Origin of the sequence: Castellaniella defragrans (assembly GCF_014203015.1) — a bacterium.
Taxonomy (GTDB): Bacteria; Pseudomonadota; Gammaproteobacteria; order Burkholderiales; family Burkholderiaceae_B; genus Castellaniella; species Castellaniella defragrans.
Map to the genome: position 1 here is coordinate 58,433 of NZ_JACHIB010000014.1, position 20,006 is coordinate 78,438.

The following is a 20,006-nucleotide window of genomic DNA, read 5'->3' on the forward strand; positions in this document are numbered from 1 at the left end:
ATGCGCACCGGCCCGTGCGGACGGAGCCATGGCGTAGAATGAGGCGGCGGCCCCCATGGCCGTACTCATCTCAGGAGCCCCGATGAAAACCATAGGCGACAAGCTCGAGGCCTTCCGCGTCACCGGCGTCAAGCCGGGATTCAATCAGCACGAGGAAAACGGCGTCTCGGCCTTCGAGGACATCACGGAATCGTCCTTCCCCGGCAAATGGAAGGTGATCTACTTCTACCCCAAGGACTTCACCCAGGTCTGCCCGACGGAAATCCTCGGCTTCAACGCCCTGGCCGAGGAATTCGAGGCGCGCGGCGCCGTGCTCATGGGCGGCTCGACCGACAACGAATACGTCAAGCTCGCCTGGCGGCGCGCCAGCCCCGAATTCGACAAGCTCAATCACTACCAGTTCAGCGACACGGCGGGCGCGCTGGTCGATCCGCTGGGCATCCGCGAAAAATCCGAGGGCGTCGCCCTGCGGGCCACCTTCATCGTCGATCCGGACAACATCATCCAGCACGTGTCGGTCAACAACTTCAACGTCGGCCGCAACCCCGAGGAAACCCTGCGCGTCCTCGACGCGCTGCTCACCGACGAGCTGTGCGCCTGCAACCGCCCCATCGGGGGCGGTACGCTGTAGCTGTAGCCCCTTAAACCTGGGCCAGCAGCGCCACGGCGCTGGCCGCGATGCCCTCGCCCCGGCCCAGGTAGCCCAGGCCCTCGTTGGTCTTGGCCTTGACGTTCACCCTCGCCGCCTCGATGCCCAATTCACCGGCGATGCAGGCGGCCATGGCCGGCGCGTGCGGCGCGATCTTCGGCGCCTGCGCGTGCACCGTGGCGTCCACGTTGACCACGGTCCAGCCCGCCGCGCGGGCCAGGCGCGCGGCCTCGCGCAGGAACAGGCGGCTGTCGGCGCCGGCCCAGCGCGGATCGCGGTCGGAGAAATGGCGGCCGATGTCCCCCAGCCCGGCGGCGCCCAGCACCGCGTCGGTGATCGCGTGCAGCAGCACGTCGGCGTCCGAATGGCCGACCAGGCCCCGGTCGTGGGGGATGCGCACGCCGCCGATGATGAGCGGCCGGCCTTCGGCCAGGACGTGCAGGTCGTGGCCCTGGCCGATGCGGAAAGGAAAGGGGGACGTCATGATGGGGGGCGTGCTCCAGTGGGGTGCCGTTCAGCGGACGCGCGGCGCACCACGCGCCGCCAGCCGGTCCTCGAACCAGGCGAAATCTTCCGGCCAGGTCAGCTTGTCGTTGGCCCGCGCGCCGCGCACCAGCAGCGGCGCGCGGTCCGGCGCGCCGGCCAGCTCCACCGCCGAGGCCTCGTCGGTCACGCGCGGGTCGCCGGCGCACGCGTCCAGCGCCGCCCGCAGCTCGCCGGCGCGGAACATCTGCGGCGTCTGCGCCAGCCACAGGCCCTCGCGCGGCAGGGTCCGCGCCACGCGGGCGTGATCGGCGGGCGCATCCGCGGCCTGCTTGACCGTGTCGGCCACCGGCAGGGCCAGCAGCCCGCCCCGGTCCCGCGACAGGCAGGCGTCGATCAGGCGCGCCAGGGCGTCGGCCGGCAGGCCCGGCCGGGCGGCGTCGTGCACCAGCACCCAGGTGTCGTCGGCCAGGGCCGCGTCGGCGGCCGCGTCCCGCAGGGCGGCGCGCACCGTCTCGGCGCGCGTGGGGCCGCCGCAGGGCCGCCAGACCGTGCGCGGCAGGCCCGCGAGCGCCTCGTCCGCCCAGGGATCGCCGGGCGCCACGGCCACCCGGACCTGCGCGATGCGGGGATCGGCCAGCAGCGCGCGCACGGCATGGCGCAGCATGGGCTCGCCGCCCAGGGCGCGGTACTGCTTCGGCCGGCCGTCGGCGGCGCCGGCGCGCGCGCCGATGCCGGCGGCGGGCACCAGGGCGATCAGGGACGCGGTCATCGGGAAGCCTTCCCGTCCAGGCCGGGCGGGCGCGCGGGCCGTGCCGCGCCGGGCGGGCGCAAGGGTGCGTTCATGGGGAGCGATTTTAGCCCACGGCGATCCTGGAATCCGGCGCGCCCCGCAGGGGCCGCGCGGAAGGTGTTCGCCAAAGAAGTTCCCGGCAAGGCTCTCCCGAAAGGGCCGGCTGCGGAAGATCCGGCCGGGAAAGGCCGGCGGGGGAGGCTCATCCAGAAAAATCCATCCGGCACAGCTCATCCGTGAAGGATCATCCGTGAGGGATCATCCGGCAAGGATCATCCGTGAAGGATCATCCGTGAAGGATCATCCGGAAAGGTTCCCCGGAAAGGTTCCCCGGAAAAGTAGCCGGAATATCACGATCGTGAAAACATCGATGCCATCCTCTTTCGCATGTAGAATGGCTACATTCACCGCTTCGGCGCCCGCGCCCTCCTGCCCATGAACGCCCTCGAACTGATCGAACTCAGCCCCGTCATGCCGGTCATCGTGGTCCGCGACCCGGACACGGCCGTGGATCTGGCCCGCGCGCTGGTCGCGGGCGGGGTGCGCACGCTGGAAATCACGCTGCGTTCGGCGGCGGCGCTGGACGCCATCGCCGCCATCGGGGCCCAGGTGCCCGAGGCGGTGGTCGGCGTGGGCACCGTGCGCACGCCGCAGCAGCTGGACGCCGCCGTGCGCGCCGGCGCCCGCTTCGGCATCAGTCCCGGCCTCACCGAAGACCTGGCGCGCGCCGCGCACGCCTCGGGCATACCCTTCCTGCCGGGGGTCTCCACGGCGTCGGAGGCCATGCGCGCGGCCGAGCTGGGTTTCCTGGTGCAGAAGCTGTTCCCGGCCGAGGCCGTGGGGGGCGCGGCGCTGCTGAAGGCCTGGCACGGCCCCCTGCCCGACCTGATCTTCTGCCCCACGGGGGGCATTCACGCGGGCAACGCCGCCCAGTACCTGGCCCTGCCCAACGTCGGCTGCGTGGGCGGCTCCTGGCTGACTCCGGCGGCCGCCGTCGAGGCCCGCCAATGGGACGCCATCACGGCCCTCGCCCGCGAGGCCCACGCGCTGGGCAACCCCTGAATCCGTTGCGGCGGCGGGCCGGCGCAGCCGCCGGCCGCGCCCCGGCCGGCGGAGCCCGGCACGGCTCGCCGCATCATGCCGGCGCCGCGCGCCCGACCGGACATCAACCGGACATCAACCAGGCGTCAGCCTGACTTCAACCTGCCATCAACCGAGCGGATAGGCGGCCGCCGGAGCCTCGCCCCGCAGCACCCGCAACAGATTGTCGACCGCCATGGCCGCCATGGCCGTGCGCGTCTCGTGCGTGGCCGAGCCGATGTGCGGCAGCGCCAGGATGCGCGGATGGCCGCGCAGCGGCGAGTCCGGCGGCAGCGGCTCGACGTCGAACACGTCCAGCCCGGCCGCGCGCAGGCGCCCGCTCTCCAGCGCGTCCAGCAGGGCGCGCTCCTGCACGATGGGGCCGCGCGCGCCATTGATCAGGATCGCGCCGGGCTTCATGCGGGCGAAGGCCTGCGGCCCGATCAGGCCGCGCGTGGAGTCGGTCAGCGGCAGGACCAGCACCACGAAATCGGCCGCCTCCAGCAGCTCGTCCAGTCCGGCGGCGCGCGCCTTGCCGGGCGGCAGGCCGCTGCCGACCGGGCGCCGGGCGTGATAGACGACCGGCATGCCGAAGCCCAGCGCCGCCCGGCGCGCCAGCGCCTGGCCGATGCGGCCGTAGCCGACGATGCCCAGGGTCTTGCCGTGCACGTCCCAGCCGTATTCCTCGGGGCCGACGTTGCGCACCCACCGCCCTTCGCGCACCAGGCTCGCCATGTCGCACAGCCGGCGGCTGGTGGCCAGCACCATGCCGAACAGCAGGTCCGCCACCGATTCGGTCAGCACCCCGGGCGTGTGGCACAGCACGATGCCGCGCTCGCGCAGCGCGGCCAGCGGATAGGCGTCCACGCCCACCGAGATGCTGGACACCACCCGCAGGGCGGGCGCCCGGTCGAGCATCGCCGCGTCCAGGCGGACGCTGGAGCCGATCATGCCCTGGACCCGGCCCAGCGCCTGGAAGAACGCCTCGCGCTGGTCCTCGCGCCGGGGATCGGCCTGGATGACCTCGTGCTCCGCCTGGATCCGCGCCAGCTGCGGCTGGGGCAGTTCGCGGTAGACGAGGACGGTCTGGCGTGGCATGAGACGGACTCCCTGAAAAGATGGATTGGCCAAGATGGACCGGTCGCCGCGCCGCCCCGCGGGCGGCAGGCCGGCAAGCCGGCCGACGAACCGGCCGGCTACAGCCCGGCCAGCCCCAGCACGGCCCGGGTGGGCAGGCCTTCGGTGTCGCCGCGCACCTGCACCGCGCGCGCGCCGATCCAGGCCCCGCGCGCCACGGCGCGTTCCAGCGGCAGGCCTTCGAGCAGGCCGCTGATCACCCCCACGGCGAAGCCGTCGCCCGCGCCGACGGTATCGACGACGCGCTCCACCGGGCTGGCCGGCACGTGGCCGCTGCGCGTGCCGTCATCGTAATACGCCCCGTCGGGGCCGAGCTTGACGACCACCAGGCGCGCGCCCAGGCCGAGGTAGAAGCGCGCGACGGCTTCGGGCTCGTGCTCGCCGGTCAGGAGGCGTCCTTCCTCGATGCCGGGCAGCACCCAGTCCGCCAGGGCGGCCAGTTCGTTGATGCCGGCGCGCATGGCCTCGGTCGAGGCCCACAACGTGGGACGCAGGTTGGTATCGAAGGACACGGTCCGGCCGGCCTTGCGCATCAGGCGCATGGTCTGGCGCGACACCTCGAAGCTGTCCGCCGACACCGCCGCGAACACCCCGGTGGCGTGCAGGTGGCGGGCCGACAGCAGCCAGTCCAGGTCCACGTCGTCCAGGCGCATGCGGCTGGCGGCCGAGCCCGCCCGGTGGTATTCGACCTTGGGGTCGCTGCCGTCCAGGACCCGGCCCTTGAACAGCAGGCCGGTGCGCTCGCCCGGCGCCAGGGCCACGCGCGAACAGTCCACGCCCTCGCCACGCAGGCTGTCGAGCAGGTAGCGGCCCAGGGAATCCTGTCCCAGGCGGCTGCCCCAGCCCACGTGCAGGCCCAGGCGGGCCAGGCCGATGGCCACGTTGGTCTCGGCGCCGGCGGTGCGCTTGTGGAAGATCTCCACCTGTTCCAGCGGCCCGGGCTGCCCGGCCACCAGCATCACCATCGCCTCGCCCAGCGTGACGACGTCGAGCGGTTCAGTCGTTGTCATGGGAAGATTGCTCCAGTCGGCGCAGCGCGTCCAGCGCCTGGCCGGTGATCCGGGCGAGATCCGCGCCCGTCAGCGGATATTCGATGGCCCGGGGGGCGGCGGCGGGCAGCGCCCGCAGCACCGCGCGCCAGGGCGCGGCGGACGACTCCAGCGGCACGGCCACCCAGCGGTCGGGACGCCGCAGCGCCCCTTTGCAATGCACGTAGCGCACGCGCGACCCGAAGACGCCGGCCGCCCGCAGGGGGCATTCGCCCACCCAGTGCCAGTTGCCCATGTCGAAGGTCATGCCCAGCGGCAGCCCGGCATCGTCGGCCGCGCGGAAGAAGGCCCGCAGGGCCGGGACCGTGCCCGCCGATTCCGTCTGGTCGTTCTCCACCAGCAGCTCGACCGGCGCGCCGGCCAGCAGGATCCGCAGGCTGTCCAGGCCCGCCGGGGCGTGCGGTGCGAAGCCGCCGATCGACATTTTCAGCCAGGCCGCCCCCAGCCGGGCCGCGCGCTCCAGGCCTTCGCGCACCGCGGCCTCGTCGAGGCGGCCGGAGGCGTCCCAGATCCCGCGCGGACTGGAATAGACGCGCGCCAGGCCGGCCTCGGCGGCCAGCGCCGCCAGCGCGTCGAGCTCGCCCGCGGCATCCTCGCGCAGCAGCTCGCCGCGCACCTCGATGCCGTCGGCGCCGGCCGTGCGCGCCAGGCGCGCGAACCAGGCCTGGCCATGGCGCCGGACTTCGTCGGCGCCGAACGCCGTCAGGGACACCAGCGCGCCGCGCGCCGGAATCTGCATGTGCATGGCCGGCCCTCAGTGATTCAGGATCTGGCCGAGGAAGCTGCGCGTCTTCTCGTGGCTCGGGTTCTCGAAGAACTGGTCCGGCGGCGCCTGCTCGACGATCCGGCCGTCGGCCATGAAGATCACCCGGTCGGCCACGCTGCGGGCGAAGCCCATCTCGTGGGTCACGCACAGCATGGTCATGCCGTCGCGCGCCAGGCCGATCATGGTGTCCAGGACCTCCTTGACCATTTCCGGGTCCAGCGCGGAGGTGGGCTCGTCGAACAGCATGACCTTGGGGGTCATGCACAGCGCGCGGGCGATGGCCACGCGCTGCTGCTGCCCGCCCGAGAGCTGGCTGGGGTATTTGTGCGCCTGCTCGGCGATCCGCACGCGCGACAGATATTCCATCGCCAGGGCCTCGGCCTGGTCGGCCTTCAGCCCGCGCGAGCGCATCGGCGCCAGCATGCAGTTGCGCAGCACCGTCATGTGCGGAAACAGGTTGAACTGCTGGAACACCATGCCGACTTCCTGCCGCACGGCATCGACCCCGCGCCCGTCGGCGCCCAGGACGATGCCGTCCACCACGATGCGCCCGTCCCGGATGGACTCCAGGCCGTTGATGCAGCGGATCAGGGTGGACTTGCCCGAACCCGAAGGCCCGCAGATCACGATGCGCTCGCCCGCCGCCACCGTCAGGTCGATGTCGGTCAGGGCATGGAACTGCCCATACCATTTGTTGAGCTTCTCGATCTGGATGATCGGAGCGCCCGGAGGCGCGTTGCGGGTCGGGGTCGCGGTCATGGCGGCGGGTCGGGAGTCGATCAGGATTGCTTCAGCTGGGGCAGCGGCGTGCCCAGCCACTTCTGGTAGAGCTTGCTGAATTCGCCGTTCTGGACGTTGCGGTCGATCAGCTCGTTGACGGCCTTGAGCGTTTCCGGCTGGCCCGGGCGCATGGCGACCGCCATTTCCTGCTGCAGCAGCACGAACTTGTTGTCGAAGCGGTCCGGGGCGCGCTTGGCGATGCCGGCGGCCACCGTGGTGGAGCAGCCGATCGCATCGACCTGGCCCGACAGCAGGGCCTGCATGGCCGAGGCGTCGTCGTCGAAGCGGCGGATGTCGGCGTCCTTCGGGGCGATCTTGCTGACCGCGATGTCCTGGGTGCTGGCGCGCGCCACGCCGATCTTCTTGCCCGACAGGCCTTCCGGACCGGAGATCTTCAGGTCCTTGCCGCCGAACACCACGATCTGCGCGGCCGAGTACGGGTGCGAGAACTGCACCTGCTTGGCCCGCTCCGGCGTGATCGCCAGCGAGGCCACCAGCACGTCGACCTTGTCGGTCAGCAGGTAGGGGATGCGGTTGGGGCCGGTGACCGGCACGATCTTGAGCTTCACGCCCAGGTCCTTGGCGAGGAGCTTGGCCACGTCGGCGTCGTAGCCGTCGGGCTGGTTCTCGGCGTTCATGATGCCGTAGGGCGGGAAATCGACCAGCATGCCGACCGTCAGCTCGCCCTTCTGCCTGACCTGGTCGATGGTCTCGGCCGAAGCCGCGGGCGCCAGGCCGACGGCCAGGGTGGCGCAGGCGGCCAGCAGGGTGCCCCCCAATATGCCGCGCAAGGTGTGACTCTTGAACATAGTACGTCTCCGTGAGGTTGTCGGCCTGGGGCCTGTTGACACTGAAAAGGGGCGGGACTCGCCCCGGAAATCAGGCGCTCATTCGCGCGCCTGGGAAAGCGCCAGGCGCCGCTCCATCCGCCCGGCCAGCAGCGACAGCGGCCAGCACAGCAGGAAATACAGGGCCGCCACGATGGAGAACACCACCATGGGCTCGAACGTGGCGTTGTTCACGATCTGGCCGGCGCGGGTCAGTTCGGTGAAGCCGATGATGGCGGCAAGCGACGTGCCCTTGATGACCTGGACCAGATAGCCGACCGTGGGCGGCACGGCGATCTTGAGCGCCTGCGGCAGGATCACGTCGCGCAGGCGGTCGCGGTAGTTCAGCCCCAGGGCGGCGGCGGCTTCCCACTGGCCGCGCGGCACGGCTTCGATGCAGCCGCGCCAGATCTCGCCCAGGAACGAGCCCGCGTTCAGCGTCAGCGCCACGGCCGCGGCCGTCCAGGGATCGACCTCGAAGCCGACCACCGGCGCGCCGAAGAACACCAGGAACAGCTGCAGCAGCAGCGGCGTGCCCTGGAACACCTTGATGAATCCCGTGGCCAGCGTCCGGAGGGCGCGGTTCGCGCCGGTGCGCGCCAGGGCCACCGCCAGCCCGACCAGGCCGCCGCCGATGAAGGCGATGATCGACAGCAGCACCGTCCACTGGGCGGCCTGCAGGATGTACCAGAAGTCGGAGGAGCCGAAGGTTCTCATGAGCGGCCGTCCGGATAGCTGAGATACCGGTCGTGGATCCGGCGGAAGACGTAGGAGAAGCACAGCGTCAGCGCCAGGTAGATCAGCGTGATGACGATGTAGATCTCGAAGCTGCGGAAGGTCTCGGACTGCAGGGTGGCGGCCACCGAGGTCAGGTCGTCGGCCGAGATCACCGACACCACGCTGGAGGCCAGCATCAGCAGGATGAACTGGCTGGTGAGCGCCGGATAGATGGCGCGCAGCGCGGGTTTCAGCACCACGAAGCGGAAGATCTCGACCCGCGTGAGATTCAGCGCCAGGCCGGCCTCGATCTGGCCGCGCGGGATGGCCTCGATCCCGGCGCGCACGATTTCCGTGGCGTAGGCGCCCAGATTGACCGTCATGGCCACCAGCGCCGCCGTGTAGGGCGACCAGCGCACGCCGACGGCCGGCAGCGCGAAGAAGAAAAAGAACAGCTGGACCAGGAACGGCGTGTTGCGGATGAGTTCGATGTAGACCTGGATCAGCGCCCGCAGCGGCGCCGGCCCCGACGTCTTGCCCCAGGCGCACAGCACCGCCACCGCCAGGCCGAGCAGCATCGCCAGGCCGGAGAGCTGGATCGTCATCCACGTGCCGTGCAGCAGCAGCGGCCATGCCTGGAATACCGGACCGAACTGGAAGGTGTAATTCATGGGGATCGCCGGGGAATCCGCATCGATGAAACCGGTTTCATTGTACTGAAGCGCACCGCCTTTGAAAATCGGGGCTAACCCTGGGCGCATCGGATCGCGTCGCCGCCCGTCCGATGGCACATCTTTCCACGCCGCGCCCCGCGGAGCGCGCCGATCCGGGCGGCCGCCGGCGGCCCGCCTACGGCTCCAGCCGCGTCGAACCCCGCGCCATCAGCGTCCCGGGCAGACGGATCGTGCGGGCGGGCACGGCCAGTCCGCCGATGCGCTCGATCAGGCATTGCGCCGCCAGGCTGCCCAGGGCATCGGTGGGCTGCGCCACCGCGCTGATGCCCGGCCCGACGTACGGCGCCCAGGGCGTGTCGTCGATGCCGATCAGGCCGATGTCCGGCCCCAGGCGCCAGCCCAGTTCCGCCACGGCGGCCACGATGCGCATGGTCACGACCCCGTTGCCCGCGATCACCGCGGGCGGGCGGCGCGCGCCGGCGCGCAGATCCCGCAAGGCCCGTGCCAGGCCGGACGGATCGCCGGCGCCCGCCTCGATCCACCAGCCGGTGGCCGGCGCGCCCAGGGCCGCCAGCCGCGTCTCGTAGGCGCGGATGCGCTCGATGCGGGAACTGACCGCGCCCAGCGGCTCGCTGACGAACAGGAAATCGCGGTAGCCCGCGGCCATCAGGTGGTCCAGGCAGGCATCGACGGCCTGGCGGTTGTCCAGCGAGACGAAATCGACGTCCAGGCCCTGGTGCAGGCGATCGACCAGCACCACCGGCCGGCCGCGCAGGGCCGGCGTCAGCACCGCGCCCTGCTCCAGGCCCATGGTGTTCAGGATGAAGCCCTCGACCTGGTAAGTGGACAGCACCTGCAGGCCCACGCTCTCGCGCTCGCGCTCGTTGCCCAGGTTGAACAGCATCATCAGGTAGCCCGCCTGGCGGCAGGCCTGCTCGGCCCCGCTCAGCACGGCGACGGAATAGGGATTGGTGATGTCGGCCACCACCAGGCCGATCAGCCGCGAGCGGCCGCGCTTGAGCGCCCGGGCCATCGGGCTGGGCGTATAGGACAGGGCCTCGATCGCGGCCTCGACCCGGCGGGCGATTTCCGGCGACAGCAGGGTGTCGCGGTGGTTCAGGAACCGCGATACCGTGGCCTTGGAAACCCCCGCGTGGCGGGCCACGTCGGCGATCGTGCTGCGCGGCGGATGATTGCTCATGGGCGGAAAGTCCGGAAGGATGCGCGGGGAGCGGAGCGGGACTGTACTTTTACTACATAATGGATGCGGAGCCCTATTCCACACCACGCCACCCCACACGGCCGACCCGCCCCCCGCACCGAAACCATGAGCGCGCTTCCAGACACCGACTTCATCCTCTTCGGCGGCACCGGGGATCTCGCCGTGCGCAAGCTGCTGCCCGCCCTGTACCGCCTGCACTGCCAGGGCCTGCTGCCCGACCCGATGCGGATCGTCGCCAGCGGGCGCACGCCCCACGACGACGACGCCTACCGGGCATGGCTGCGCGCCGCGCTGGAGGCGCGCGGCCTGCTGCTGCGCGACTGGGCCGGCTTCGAGCAGCGGCTGCACTACCAGCCGCTGAACGTCCACCAGCAGGAAGGCTTCGCCGCGCTGGCCGCGCGCCTGCGGCCGGACCGCACGCGCGTGTTCTACCTGTCCACCGCGCCGTCGCTGTTCTCCCCCATCTGCCGCGGGCTCCACGCCCACGACCTGATCCTGCCCGACAGCCGGATCGCCGTGGAAAAGCCCCTCGGCCAGGACCTGGCCTCCTCGCAGGCCATCAACGACGACATCGGCCGCTATTTCCTGGAATCCCGGACCTACCGCGTCGATCACTACCTGGGCAAGGAAGCGGTCCAGAACCTGCTGGCCCTGCGCTTCGGCAACACCCTGCTCGAACCGCTCTGGCGCCGCGAATGGGTGCGCGACGTCCAGATCACGGTCGCCGAACAGGAAGGCATCGGCTCGCGCGGCGAGTTCTACGACCACACCGGCGCGCTGCGGGACATGGTGCAGAGCCACCTGCTGCAGATGCTGTGCATCATCGCCATGGAGTCCCCGCCCAGCATCCATGCCGACGCCGTGCGCGACGAAAAGCTGAAGGTGCTCGCCGCGCTGGAGCCGCTGGGCGGCGCGGCCGTGCTGACGCACACGGTGCGCGGCCAATATCTGGCCTCGGCGGCCGGGCCCGCCTACCGCGAGGAAGCCGGCGTCCAGGCCGACAGCCAGGTCGAGACCTTCGTCGCCCTGACGGCGCGCATCAACAACTGGCGCTGGGCCGGCGTGCCGTTCTTCCTGCGCACCGGCAAGCGCATGCACCGGCGCCTGGCGGAAATCGTGATTTCGTTCCGCGACGTGCCCACGTCGATCTTCGACACGCCCCTGGCCGGCCTCCAGGCCAACCGCATCGTCATCCGCATGCAGCCGCAGGAAACCCTGTCGCTGCACCTGATGGCCAAGCGGCCCGGCGACGGCATGCGCCTGCAGCCGGTGTCGCTGAACCTCGATTTTTCCAAGGCCTCGCAGTCCCGCCGGCTGGCGGCCTACGAGTGGCTGCTGGGCGACATCCTCAAGGGCAACCTGACCCTGTTCGTGCGCCGCGACGAGCAGGAGGCCGCCTGGCGCTGGATCGAGCCCATCCTGCGGGCCTGGACGGAGGTGGGCCAGGCCGCCGAACCCTACGCTGCCGGCTCCTGGGGCCCCGCCGCAGCCGAGGCCATGCTGGCCCGCCACGGCCTGTACTGGCACACCGGGCTGGATCTCGAAGGGCAGGACCCATGACGCGCGCGGCGCTTCCCACGGCCGCCGGGGATACCTTCCCCCGGCTGGTCGGCGACATCGGCGGCACCCACGCCCGCTTCGCCCTGATCCTGGCCGAGGGCGAGCCCCTGGTCCACACCCGCGTCCTGCCCAGCCCGGCCTTCGGCGGCCCGGCGCAGGCCATCGCCGCCTACCTGGAAGCGGTCCGCGCGCCCGCGCCGCGCTGGTGCGCCTTCGGCATCGCCAGCCCGGTCTGGGAAGACCAGGTGCGCATGACCAACCTCCACTGGCGCTTCTCGATCTCGGCGCTGCGGGCCGCCCTGGGGCTGGACGTGCTGCGGGTGATGAACGATTTCGCCGTGCTGGCCATGGCGATCCCGGCGCTGCGCCCCGCCGACCTGCGCCAGGTCGGCGGCGGCGCGCCCCGGGCCGGCGCGGCGATCGGCCTGATCGGCCCCGGCACGGGCCTGGGCGTCTCCGGGCTCGTCCCCTGCGGCGCGGACTATGTCCCCGTGGCCGGGGAAGGCGGCCACGCCACGCTGGCCGCGCGCGGACGCGAGGAGGCCGAGCTGATCGAATGGATCGGCGAGCGCCACGGCCACGTTTCGGCCGAACGCCTGGTGTCCGGCCCCGGGCTGGAAAACCTGTACCTGGCCCACGCCGCGCGCCAGGGCGTGGCCGTGGCCGCGCTGGACGCGGCGGAAATCGGCGCGCGGGCGCTCGCCGGCACGGATCCGCTGTGCGTGCAGGCCCTCGACAGCCTGTGCGCCTTCCTCGGCACGGCCGCCGCCGACCTGGCCCTGATCCTGGGCGCGCACGGCGGCATCTGCATCGGCGGGGGCATCGTGCCGCGGCTGGGCGCGTTCTTCGACCGCTCTCCCTTCCGCGCCCGCTTCGAGGACCAGGGGCGGTTCCGCGGCTACCTGGCCCGCATCCCGACGCGGGTCATCCAGGCGCAGCACCCCGCCCTGCTGGGCGCGGCCCGCGTCCTCGCCCAACTGGCCCGATCCGGGGAGCCCGCCGCATGAATCTGCCCGTCTGGCGCATCGCCGCCGATCCGGCGGCCCAGGCCCGCGCGCTCGCGGCGGCGCTGGCCGCCGTGCTGGCGGAGGCCGCCGGCCGCCACGGCGAGGCCTGCCTGGCGGTCTCGGGCGGCCGCTCGCCCGGCCCGCTGTTCGACGTCCTGCACGACGCGGCCCTGCCCTGGGCGCGCATCCGCGTCGTCCTGGTCGACGAGCGCCTCGCCCCGGAGGAGTCGGACGAGCGCAATGAAGGGCTGGTGCGCCGGCGCCTGCTGCGCGGGCCGGCCGCCGCCGCGCGCTTCACGCCGCCCCTGGACGCCGCCGGGCGGCCGATCCGCGCGCCCGCGCGCATCGACGCGCTGGTGCTGGGCATGGGCGCCGACGGCCACACCGCCTCCCTGTTTCCCGATGCGCCGGAACTGGCCGCCGCCCTGGATCCGGGCCGCCCGCCCGCCTACGTCTTCGTCACCCCGCCGGCCGCGCCCTGGCGCCGCGTCACCCTGAACCTGGCGGCGATCCTGGGCGCGGACCGGCTGTTCGTCGCCCTTTCGGGCGGCGACAAGCGCGCCGTGCTGGAACGGGCGCTGCGCGCGGGCCGCGCCGGCCCGCCGATCGGCGCGGTCCTGGCCGGGGCCGCCACGCCGGAAATCCACTGGTGCCCGTAGCGGCATCCGCTCAGCGGCCCGCCCACTGCGGCCACTGGAAAAAGCAGGCGCCCTGCTCGGCCCCGTCCGCGTGGGCGCGGGCCACGCCGAACAGGTCGCGGCCGATTCCCTGCGCGGACGCCTCCGGATCGAAGGCGGCCGGCGCGCGCGCCAGCCAGGCCGCGTCCCCCCGCACCTCCAGCGTGCCGGCGACGGCGTCCAGCCGCACGAGGTCGCCGTCGCGCAGCCGCGCCAGCGGCCCGCCCGCGCAGGCCTCGGGCGTGACGTGGATGGCGGCGGGCACCTTGCCCGAGGCGCCCGACATGCGGCCGTCGGTGACCAGGGCCACCCGGTGGCCGCGGGCCTGCAGCACGGACAGCGCGGGCGTCAACTGGTGCAGTTCGGGCATGCCGTTGGCGCGCGGCCCCTGGAAGCGCAGCACCGCCACCAGGTCGCGCTCCAGTTCGCCGCGCCCGAAGGCTTCGAGCAGCGCCGCCTGGGTCTCGAAGATCCGCGCGGGGGCCTCGACCACGCGGTGCTCGGGCGCGACGGCGGACACCTTGATCACCGCGCGCCCCAGGTTGCCGCGCAGCAGCTTCAGCCCGCCGTCGGGGCTGAAGGGCGCGTCCGCCGCGCGCAGCACCGCCGCGTCCGCCGAGGCGCGCGGGCCGTCCTCCCAGACCAGCGCACCGTCGCGCAACGCCGGGCGGCGCGTGTAGGCCTCCAGCCCCCGGCCCATGATGGTGGTCACGTCCTCGTGCAGCAGCCCGGCCTCGCGCAGGCTGCGGATCAGGACCGCCATGCCGCCCGCCGCCTGGAACTGGTTCACGTCGGCCGGGCCGTTCGGATAGACGCGCGCCAGCAGCGGCACCACCGCCGACAGCTCGGAAAAATCGTCCCAGTCGATGGCGATGCCCGCCGCGCGGGCGACCGCCACCAGGTGCAGGGTGTGGTTGGTGGAGCCGCCGGTGGCCAGCAGGCCGACGATGCCGTTGACCAGCGCGCGCTCGTCGATGACTTCGGCCACCGGCGTGAAGCGCCCGCCTCCGGCGGCCAGGCCCAGCGCGTGGCGCGCGGCCTCGCGCGTCAGGGCCTCGCGCAGCGCGGTGCCCGGCGGCACGAAGGACGCCCCCGGCAGGTGCAGGCCCATGATCTCCATCAGCATCTGGTTGGAATTGGCCGTGCCGTAGAAGGTACAGGTGCCGGGCGCGTGATAGGCCGCCATTTCCGAGGCCAGCAGCGCGTCGCGGCCCACCTCGCCCTGCGCATGCCGCTGCCGCACGCGGGACTTTTCCTCGTTGGAGAGGCCCGAAGGCATCGGACCGGCCGGCACGAAGACCACCGGCAGGTGGCCGAAGCCGAGCGCGCCGATCAGCATGCCCGGCACGATCTTGTCGCACACCCCCAGGCAGACCGCCGCGTCGAACATCTGGTGGCTGAGCGCGATCGCCGTGGCCATGGCGATCACGTCGCGGGAAAACAGGCTCAGTTCCATGCCCGCCTGGCCCTGCGTGATGCCGTCGCACATGGCGGGCACGCCGCCCGCGAACTGCGCGCTGCCGCCGGCGGCGAAGGCGGCCTGCCGGATCCAGGCCGGATAGCGCCCCAGCGGCTGGTGCGCCGAGAGCATGTCGTTGTAGGCCGAGACGATGGCCAGGTTGGGCCGTTCGGAGCCCGCCAGGCGCGCCTTGGCGGCAGCGGGCTCGGCCGCCAGGGCGTGGGCCAGGTTGGCGCACGCCAGCCCGGCGCGCTGGGTCTTTTTCCCATAGGCGGCGCGGCTGCGCGCCAGGTAGCGCTCGCGCGTGGCGCGGCTGCGGGCGGCGATGCGTTCGGTGACGGACTGGACGACGGGATGAAGGGTCACGGCAGCCTCCGGAGGGCGGGATGGAATGGGACGAGGGAGTTTCAGTATAGGTCTTTTTATAGTCGAACTACATTTTTCTTCGTTAAAAACGAATTTTTCTTATTTAACGTAGTTTTGCTACTTTCGTGTCCGATCCCCCCCACCTCCCGGCCTGCAGGCCGGTCGGATTCGATAGGCACGGAATGGTCCGCAGGGACCATTCCGTGTCCGATCTCATCGCGCCTTTATACTGGTGCCCTCATGAACACATCCATCCTGCCCGAGCTGCGCGCCCGTCTGCCCAGGCTGAGCCGCGCCGCCGCCCGTGTCGCGCGCCTGGCGCTCGCCCAGCCCGGCGAGGTCGCGCGCATGACCATCGGCGAGATCGCCCGGGCGGCCGAAGTCAGCGAGCCCACGGTCATCCGCTTCTGCCGCGCGCTGGGCCATGCGGGATGGCCGGATTTCAAGGTCAGGCTGGCCGCCAGCCTGATGGCCGGGGTGCCCTACGTGCATTCCTCGCTGCGGCCCGACGAAAGCGTGGCCGGCCTGACCGGCAAGGTCTTCGACAACGCCGTCTCGGCGCTGCTGCGCGTGCGCGACGCGCTCGACCCCGCCGCGCTCGAAGCGGCCATCGACCTGCTGGCGCGGGCGCGCCGCATCGAGTTCTACGGCGTGGGCAATTCCGGCATCGTCGCCGCCGACGCGCAGCACAAGTTCTTCCGCTACGACCTGGCGGTCGCCGCCTATGCCGACAGCCACATCCAGGCCATGGCGGCCTCGCTGCTGGGTCCGGCCGACGCGCTGGTAGCCATCTCGCACTCGGGCCGCTCGCGCGAACTGCTCGAAGCCGCCGGCCTGGCGCGGGCCAACGGCTGCCCCCTCGTCGCCATCACCGCCTCGGGCACGCCCCTGGCCGAACTGGCGACGCTGCACCTGCGCGCCGACACCCAGGAGGACACCGCGCTCTACAGCCCCATGATCTCGCGGCTGGCGCACCTGGCGATCATCGACGTGCTGGCCCTGGGCGTGGCCCTGCGGCGCGGCGACCAGGCCAGCCGGGTGCTGGAAAAGACCAAGAAAAGCCTGCTCGGCAAGCGCCGGCCGTAACCCCCGCCGCCACTCCCACCGGACCCTCATGGACCACCCGATTTCCATTCCTTCCCTGCCCTCGGTCGGCCCCACCCTGGCCGCCCTGCGGCCCGGCCAGCGCTACGCCCAGCCGCGCCCGCCGGGCTCGGGCGACGCCCTGCTGCTGGCCGCCCTGGCGCGCGAGGCCCGGCATCCCCTGGCCGCCTTCTGCGCCGACCCGCTGGCCGCCCGGCGCCTGGCCGACGAGACCGCCCTGTTCGACCCGGACCTGCGCGTGCGCTTCCTGCCCGACTGGGAAACCCTGCCCTACGACAGCTTCTCGCCGCACCAGGACCTGATTTCCGAACGCCTGCGCACCCTGCACGCCCTGAGCCAGGGCGCCGTGGACATCCTGGTGGTGCCGGTCACCACCGCGCTGGTCCGGCTGGCCCCGCCCGCCTTCCTGGCGGCCTACACCTTCCATTTCCGCCAGGGCGACGCCCTGGACGAGGACCGCCTGCGCACCCAGCTGACCCTGGCCAACTACAGCCACGTCACCCAGGTCGGCGCGCCCGGCGAATTCTGCATCCGCGGCGGCCTGATTGACCTGTTCCCCATGGGATCGGCCCTGCCCTACCGCATCGACCTGTTCGACCGCGAGATCGAATCCATCCGCAGCTTCGACGGCGACACCCAGCGCAGCCTGTACCCGGTGCGCGAGATCGAGCTGCTGCCCGGCCGCGAATTCCCCATGGACGAGGCCGCACGCAACCGCTTCCGCGCGCGCTTCCGCGAAGTCTTCGAGGGCGACCCGTCGCGCGCCCTGCCCTACAGGGACATCGGCAGCGGCATCGCCTTCGCCGGCATCGAGTACTACCTGCCGCTGTTCTTCGAGCAGACGGCCACGCTGTTCGACTACCTGCCGCCCGACACGCTCGCCGTCACGCTGGGCGACGCCCCGGCGGCCATCGACCGCTTCACGCAGGACGCGCGCAACCGCTGGCAGTTCCTGAAGTCCGACCCGGAACGCCCGGTGCTGCCGCCCGACGCCCTGTTCCTGGACGACGAGGCCTTTCACGCCCGCCTGCGCGGCCTGGCCCGCCTGGCGTTCACCGGCGAAGGCACGCATCCGGACTTCGCCCCCTGCCCGCCCGCGGCCGTCAACCGCCGCGCCGACGACCCCCTGGCCGACCTGCGCCGCCACCTGGACGCGACCCCGCTACGCACGGCGCTGTGCGTGGACTCCGCCGGCCGGCGCGAGACCATCGCCGAACTGCTGGCCGACTACCATCTGAAGCCCGACGCCATCTTCGATACCTGGCAAGACTGGCTGCAGAGCGAAGCGCGCCTTCCCTCGCCGGACCGCCCCGGGACGGAAGGCGCCCCCTCGGGCGGCGGCAAGCCGGAGGCGCAGCGCGGGGGCCATTTTTCCCTGGTGGTGGCCCCGCTGTCGGGCGGCTTCCAGGCGCCGCCCGCCGGCCTGGCGGTGCTGACGGAAAACGACCTCTACCCCGCCCAGGCCGGCCGCCCGCCGCGCACGCGCCGCCACGAGCGCAGCAGCGACGTCGACGCCATGGTGCGCGACCTGGCCGAGCTGCACGTGGGCGACCCGGTGGTGCACGTGCAGCACGGCATCGGCCGCTACCGCGGCCTGGTCAGCATGGACCTGGGCGAAGGCCCCATCGAGCTGCTGCACCTGGAATACGCGCGCGACGCCACCCTGTACGTGCCGGTCTCGCAGCTGCACCTGATCGCCCGCTACAGCGGCGCCGATCCGGACCAGGCGCCGCTGCATCCGCTGGGCTCGGGCCAGTGGGAGAAGGCCCGCCGCAAGGCCGCGCGCCAGGCGCGCGACACGGCCGCCGAACTGCTGGCCCTCTACGCCAAGCGGGCCGCCCGCGAAGGCCTGCGCTTCAAGTTCCCCACCCGCGACTACCAGGCCTTCGCCGAGGGCTTCGGCTTCGAGGAAACCCCCGACCAGGCCGCCGCCATCGCGGCGGTGATCCAGGACATGACCTCCGGGCGTCCCATGGACCGCCTGGTCTGCGGCGACGTGGGCTTCGGCAAGACCGAGGTCGCCCTGCGCGCCGCCTTCCTGGCCGTCATGAACGGCCGCCAGGTGGCGCTGCTGTGCCCCACCACCCTGCTGGCCGAGCAGCACGCGCAGAACTTCGCCACGCGCTTCGCCGACTGGCCGGTGCGCATCGCCGAGCTGTCCCGCTTCCGCACCGGCAAGGAAACCGCCAAGGCCATCGCCGGCCTGGCCGAGGGCTCGGTGGACATCGTCATCGGCACGCACAAGATCCTCTCCAGGGAGGTGCGCTACAAGCAGCTGGGCCTGGTCATCATCGACGAGGAGCACCGCTTCGGCGTGCGCCAGAAGGAGGCCCTGAAGGCCCTGCGCGCCGAGGTGGACGTGCTGACCCTGACGGCCACGCCCATCCCGCGCACCCTGGGCATGTCGCTGGAAGGCATCCGCGACTTCTCCGTGATCGCCACCGCGCCGCAGAAGCGGCTGGCGATCAAGACCTTCGTGCGCCGCGAGGACGGCAGCACCATCCGCGAGGCCATCCTGCGCGAGCTCAAGCGCGGCGGCCAGGTCTACTTCCTGCACAACGAGGTCGAGACCATCCACAACCGCCGCGCGCGGCTGGAGGAACTCGTCCCCGAGGCCCGCATCGCCGTCGCCCACGGCCAGATGGCCGAGCGCGAGCTGGAAGAAGTCATGAAGGGTTTCTACCAGCAGCGCTTCAACGTGCTGCTGTGCACCACCATCATCGAGACCGGCATCGACGTGCCCACGGCCAACACCATCCTCATCCACCGCGCCGACAAGCTCGGCCTGGCGCAGCTGCACCAGCTGCGCGGGCGGGTGGGCCGGTCCCACCACCAGGCCTACGCCTACCTGCTGACCCCGGGCGAGGACGCCATGACCGCCAACGCCAAGAAGCGCCTGGAGGCCATCCAGTCCATGGAGGAACTGGGCGCGGGCTTCTTCCTCGCCATGCACGACCTGGAGATCCGCGGCAGCGGCGAAGTGCTGGGCGAATCGCAGTCCGGCAACATCCAGGAGATCGGCTACAGCCTGTACAACGACATGCTGGCCGCCGCCGTGCGCGCCCTGAAGTCCGGCGAGGAGCCCGACCTGGAATCGCCCTTCGGCAGCCAGTGCGAGGTCAACCTGCACGCTCCGGCGCTGCTGCCCTCGGACTACTGCGCCGACGTCCAGGCCCGGCTGGGCCTGTACAAGCGCCTGGCGCACGCCGCCGACGCCGACGCGCTCGCCCTGCTGCAGGAAGAGCTGATCGACCGCTACGGCAAGCTGCCCGAGGCCGGCCAGACCCTGCTGTCGCTGCACCGCCTGCGGCTGCTGGCCGAGCCGCTGGGCGTGATCAAGATCGACGCCGGCGAGACCCAGGCCTCGATCCAGTTCGCCGCCCAGCCCAACGTGGACCCGATCCGCATCATCGAGCTGGTGCAGCAGGACCGCCAGGTCCGCCTGAACGGCCCCGACCGCCTGAAGATCACCTTCGGCGGCACGGTGGACGTGCCCGGCCGCGTGCAGAAGCTGCGCGGCCTGCTGCAAAGGCTGGCGGGCGCGGCGGCGTAGCCGCGCGCCAACGGCCGCAAGGGCGGCCGGCCGCGCAAGCGGCCGGACGGGGGCTGAACCCGCGCGCCGCTCTACCGGCCCGTATTTCCGACAGCCCGCCTTC

At 72.1% G+C, this 20,006-nt stretch carries 18 protein-coding genes; 7 read left to right on the top strand and 11 right to left on the bottom strand.

Annotated features, from left to right (window positions below):
* Positions 1-82 precede the first annotated feature (82 nt).
* Positions 83-631, top strand: coding sequence for a peroxiredoxin (locus HNR28_RS12255; protein ID WP_043680791.1), 549 nt, complete (start codon positions 83-85; stop codon positions 629-631).
* Between the two features lie 10 nt (positions 632-641).
* Here HNR28_RS12255 and ispF read toward each other — a convergent pair whose 3' ends face one another.
* Positions 642-1,133: a 2-C-methyl-D-erythritol 2,4-cyclodiphosphate synthase gene (ispF, locus tag HNR28_RS12260; protein WP_043680789.1), complete on the bottom strand. Its 492-nt coding sequence runs from the start codon at positions 1,131-1,133 to the stop codon at positions 642-644.
* A 30-nt stretch (positions 1,134-1,163) separates the two neighbouring features.
* The gene (locus tag HNR28_RS12265) at positions 1,164-1,904 is read right to left on the bottom strand and encodes an IspD/TarI family cytidylyltransferase (RefSeq protein ID WP_052355619.1); all 741 of its coding nucleotides are present in this window, start codon (positions 1,902-1,904) and stop codon (positions 1,164-1,166) included.
* A gap of 456 nt (positions 1,905-2,360) precedes the next feature.
* Here HNR28_RS12265 and eda point away from each other — a divergent pair, with 456 nt between their 5' ends.
* Positions 2,361-2,987 (top strand): bifunctional 4-hydroxy-2-oxoglutarate aldolase/2-dehydro-3-deoxy-phosphogluconate aldolase, encoded by a 627-nt coding sequence (gene eda, locus HNR28_RS12270; RefSeq protein ID WP_043680786.1) that lies wholly within the window; start codon positions 2,361-2,363, stop codon positions 2,985-2,987.
* Positions 2,988-3,134: 147 nt separating this feature from the next.
* Here the strand turns inward: eda and HNR28_RS12275 are convergent, their stop codons facing one another.
* The 8 genes from HNR28_RS12275 to HNR28_RS12310 all read right to left on the bottom strand — a co-directional run bounded on the left by HNR28_RS12275 (position 3,135) and on the right by HNR28_RS12310 (position 10,156).
* Positions 3,135-4,103: a 2-hydroxyacid dehydrogenase gene (locus HNR28_RS12275; RefSeq protein ID WP_043680783.1), complete on the bottom strand. Its 969-nt coding sequence runs from the start codon at positions 4,101-4,103 to the stop codon at positions 3,135-3,137.
* Between the two features lie 98 nt (positions 4,104-4,201).
* The gene (locus tag HNR28_RS12280; protein WP_151025288.1) at positions 4,202-5,152 is read right to left on the bottom strand and encodes a sugar kinase; all 951 of its coding nucleotides are present in this window, start codon (positions 5,150-5,152) and stop codon (positions 4,202-4,204) included.
* Positions 5,139-5,936: a TIM barrel protein gene (locus HNR28_RS12285; protein ID WP_043680778.1), complete on the bottom strand. Its 798-nt coding sequence runs from the start codon at positions 5,934-5,936 to the stop codon at positions 5,139-5,141. The genes HNR28_RS12280 and HNR28_RS12285 overlap by 14 nt, the downstream gene beginning before the upstream one ends.
* Before the next feature lie 9 nt (positions 5,937-5,945).
* Positions 5,946-6,716: an amino acid ABC transporter ATP-binding protein gene (locus HNR28_RS12290; RefSeq protein ID WP_052355618.1), complete on the bottom strand. Its 771-nt coding sequence runs from the start codon at positions 6,714-6,716 to the stop codon at positions 5,946-5,948.
* A 20-nt stretch (positions 6,717-6,736) separates the two neighbouring features.
* Entirely contained in the window at positions 6,737-7,546 is an 810-nt protein-coding gene (locus HNR28_RS12295; RefSeq protein WP_043680775.1) for a transporter substrate-binding domain-containing protein, read from the bottom strand.
* 78 nt (positions 7,547-7,624) lie between these two features.
* Positions 7,625-8,281: an amino acid ABC transporter permease gene (locus HNR28_RS12300; RefSeq protein ID WP_151025289.1), complete on the bottom strand. Its 657-nt coding sequence runs from the start codon at positions 8,279-8,281 to the stop codon at positions 7,625-7,627.
* Entirely contained in the window at positions 8,278-8,952 is a 675-nt protein-coding gene (locus HNR28_RS12305) for an amino acid ABC transporter permease (protein ID WP_043680769.1), read from the bottom strand. Before HNR28_RS12305 ends, HNR28_RS12300 begins: the two co-directional genes overlap by 4 nt.
* Positions 8,953-9,130: 178 nt before the next feature.
* Positions 9,131-10,156 (bottom strand): LacI family DNA-binding transcriptional regulator, encoded by a 1,026-nt coding sequence (locus HNR28_RS12310; RefSeq protein WP_151025290.1) that lies wholly within the window; start codon positions 10,154-10,156, stop codon positions 9,131-9,133.
* A 126-nt stretch (positions 10,157-10,282) separates the two neighbouring features.
* Between HNR28_RS12310 and zwf the strand changes: the two genes are divergently transcribed.
* The 3 genes from zwf to pgl are packed head-to-tail and all read left to right on the top strand — an operon-like array spanning position 10,283 to position 13,403.
* A complete protein-coding gene (gene zwf, locus HNR28_RS12315) occupies positions 10,283-11,737 on the top strand; it encodes a glucose-6-phosphate dehydrogenase (protein ID WP_151025291.1) in 1,455 nt (484 codons plus the stop codon).
* On the top strand, positions 11,734-12,744 hold the full coding sequence (glk, locus tag HNR28_RS12320; protein ID WP_151025292.1) for a glucokinase: 1,011 nt from the start codon (positions 11,734-11,736) through the stop codon (positions 12,742-12,744). Before zwf ends, glk begins: the two co-directional genes overlap by 4 nt.
* On the top strand, positions 12,741-13,403 hold the full coding sequence (gene pgl / locus HNR28_RS12325) for a 6-phosphogluconolactonase (protein ID WP_184142923.1): 663 nt from the start codon (positions 12,741-12,743) through the stop codon (positions 13,401-13,403). Before glk ends, pgl begins: the two co-directional genes overlap by 4 nt.
* A gap of 10 nt (positions 13,404-13,413) precedes the next feature.
* Here the strand turns inward: pgl and edd are convergent, their stop codons facing one another.
* Positions 13,414-15,246, bottom strand: a complete 1,833-nt coding sequence (gene edd / locus HNR28_RS12330; protein WP_151024058.1) for a phosphogluconate dehydratase — start codon at positions 15,244-15,246, stop codon at positions 13,414-13,416.
* A 252-nt stretch (positions 15,247-15,498) separates the two neighbouring features.
* Between edd and HNR28_RS12335 the strand changes: the two genes are divergently transcribed.
* Together HNR28_RS12335 and mfd are read left to right on the top strand one after the other, a co-directional pair.
* Positions 15,499-16,332 carry an SIS domain-containing protein gene (locus HNR28_RS12335; protein ID WP_043685907.1) on the top strand — a complete coding sequence of 278 codons (834 nt, stop codon included), beginning with the start codon at positions 15,499-15,501 and terminating at the stop codon, positions 16,330-16,332.
* Between the two features lie 28 nt (positions 16,333-16,360).
* Positions 16,361-19,903 (top strand): transcription-repair coupling factor, encoded by a 3,543-nt coding sequence (gene mfd / locus HNR28_RS12340; RefSeq protein WP_151024059.1) that lies wholly within the window; start codon positions 16,361-16,363, stop codon positions 19,901-19,903.
* Positions 19,904-20,006: the final 103 nt, after the last annotated feature.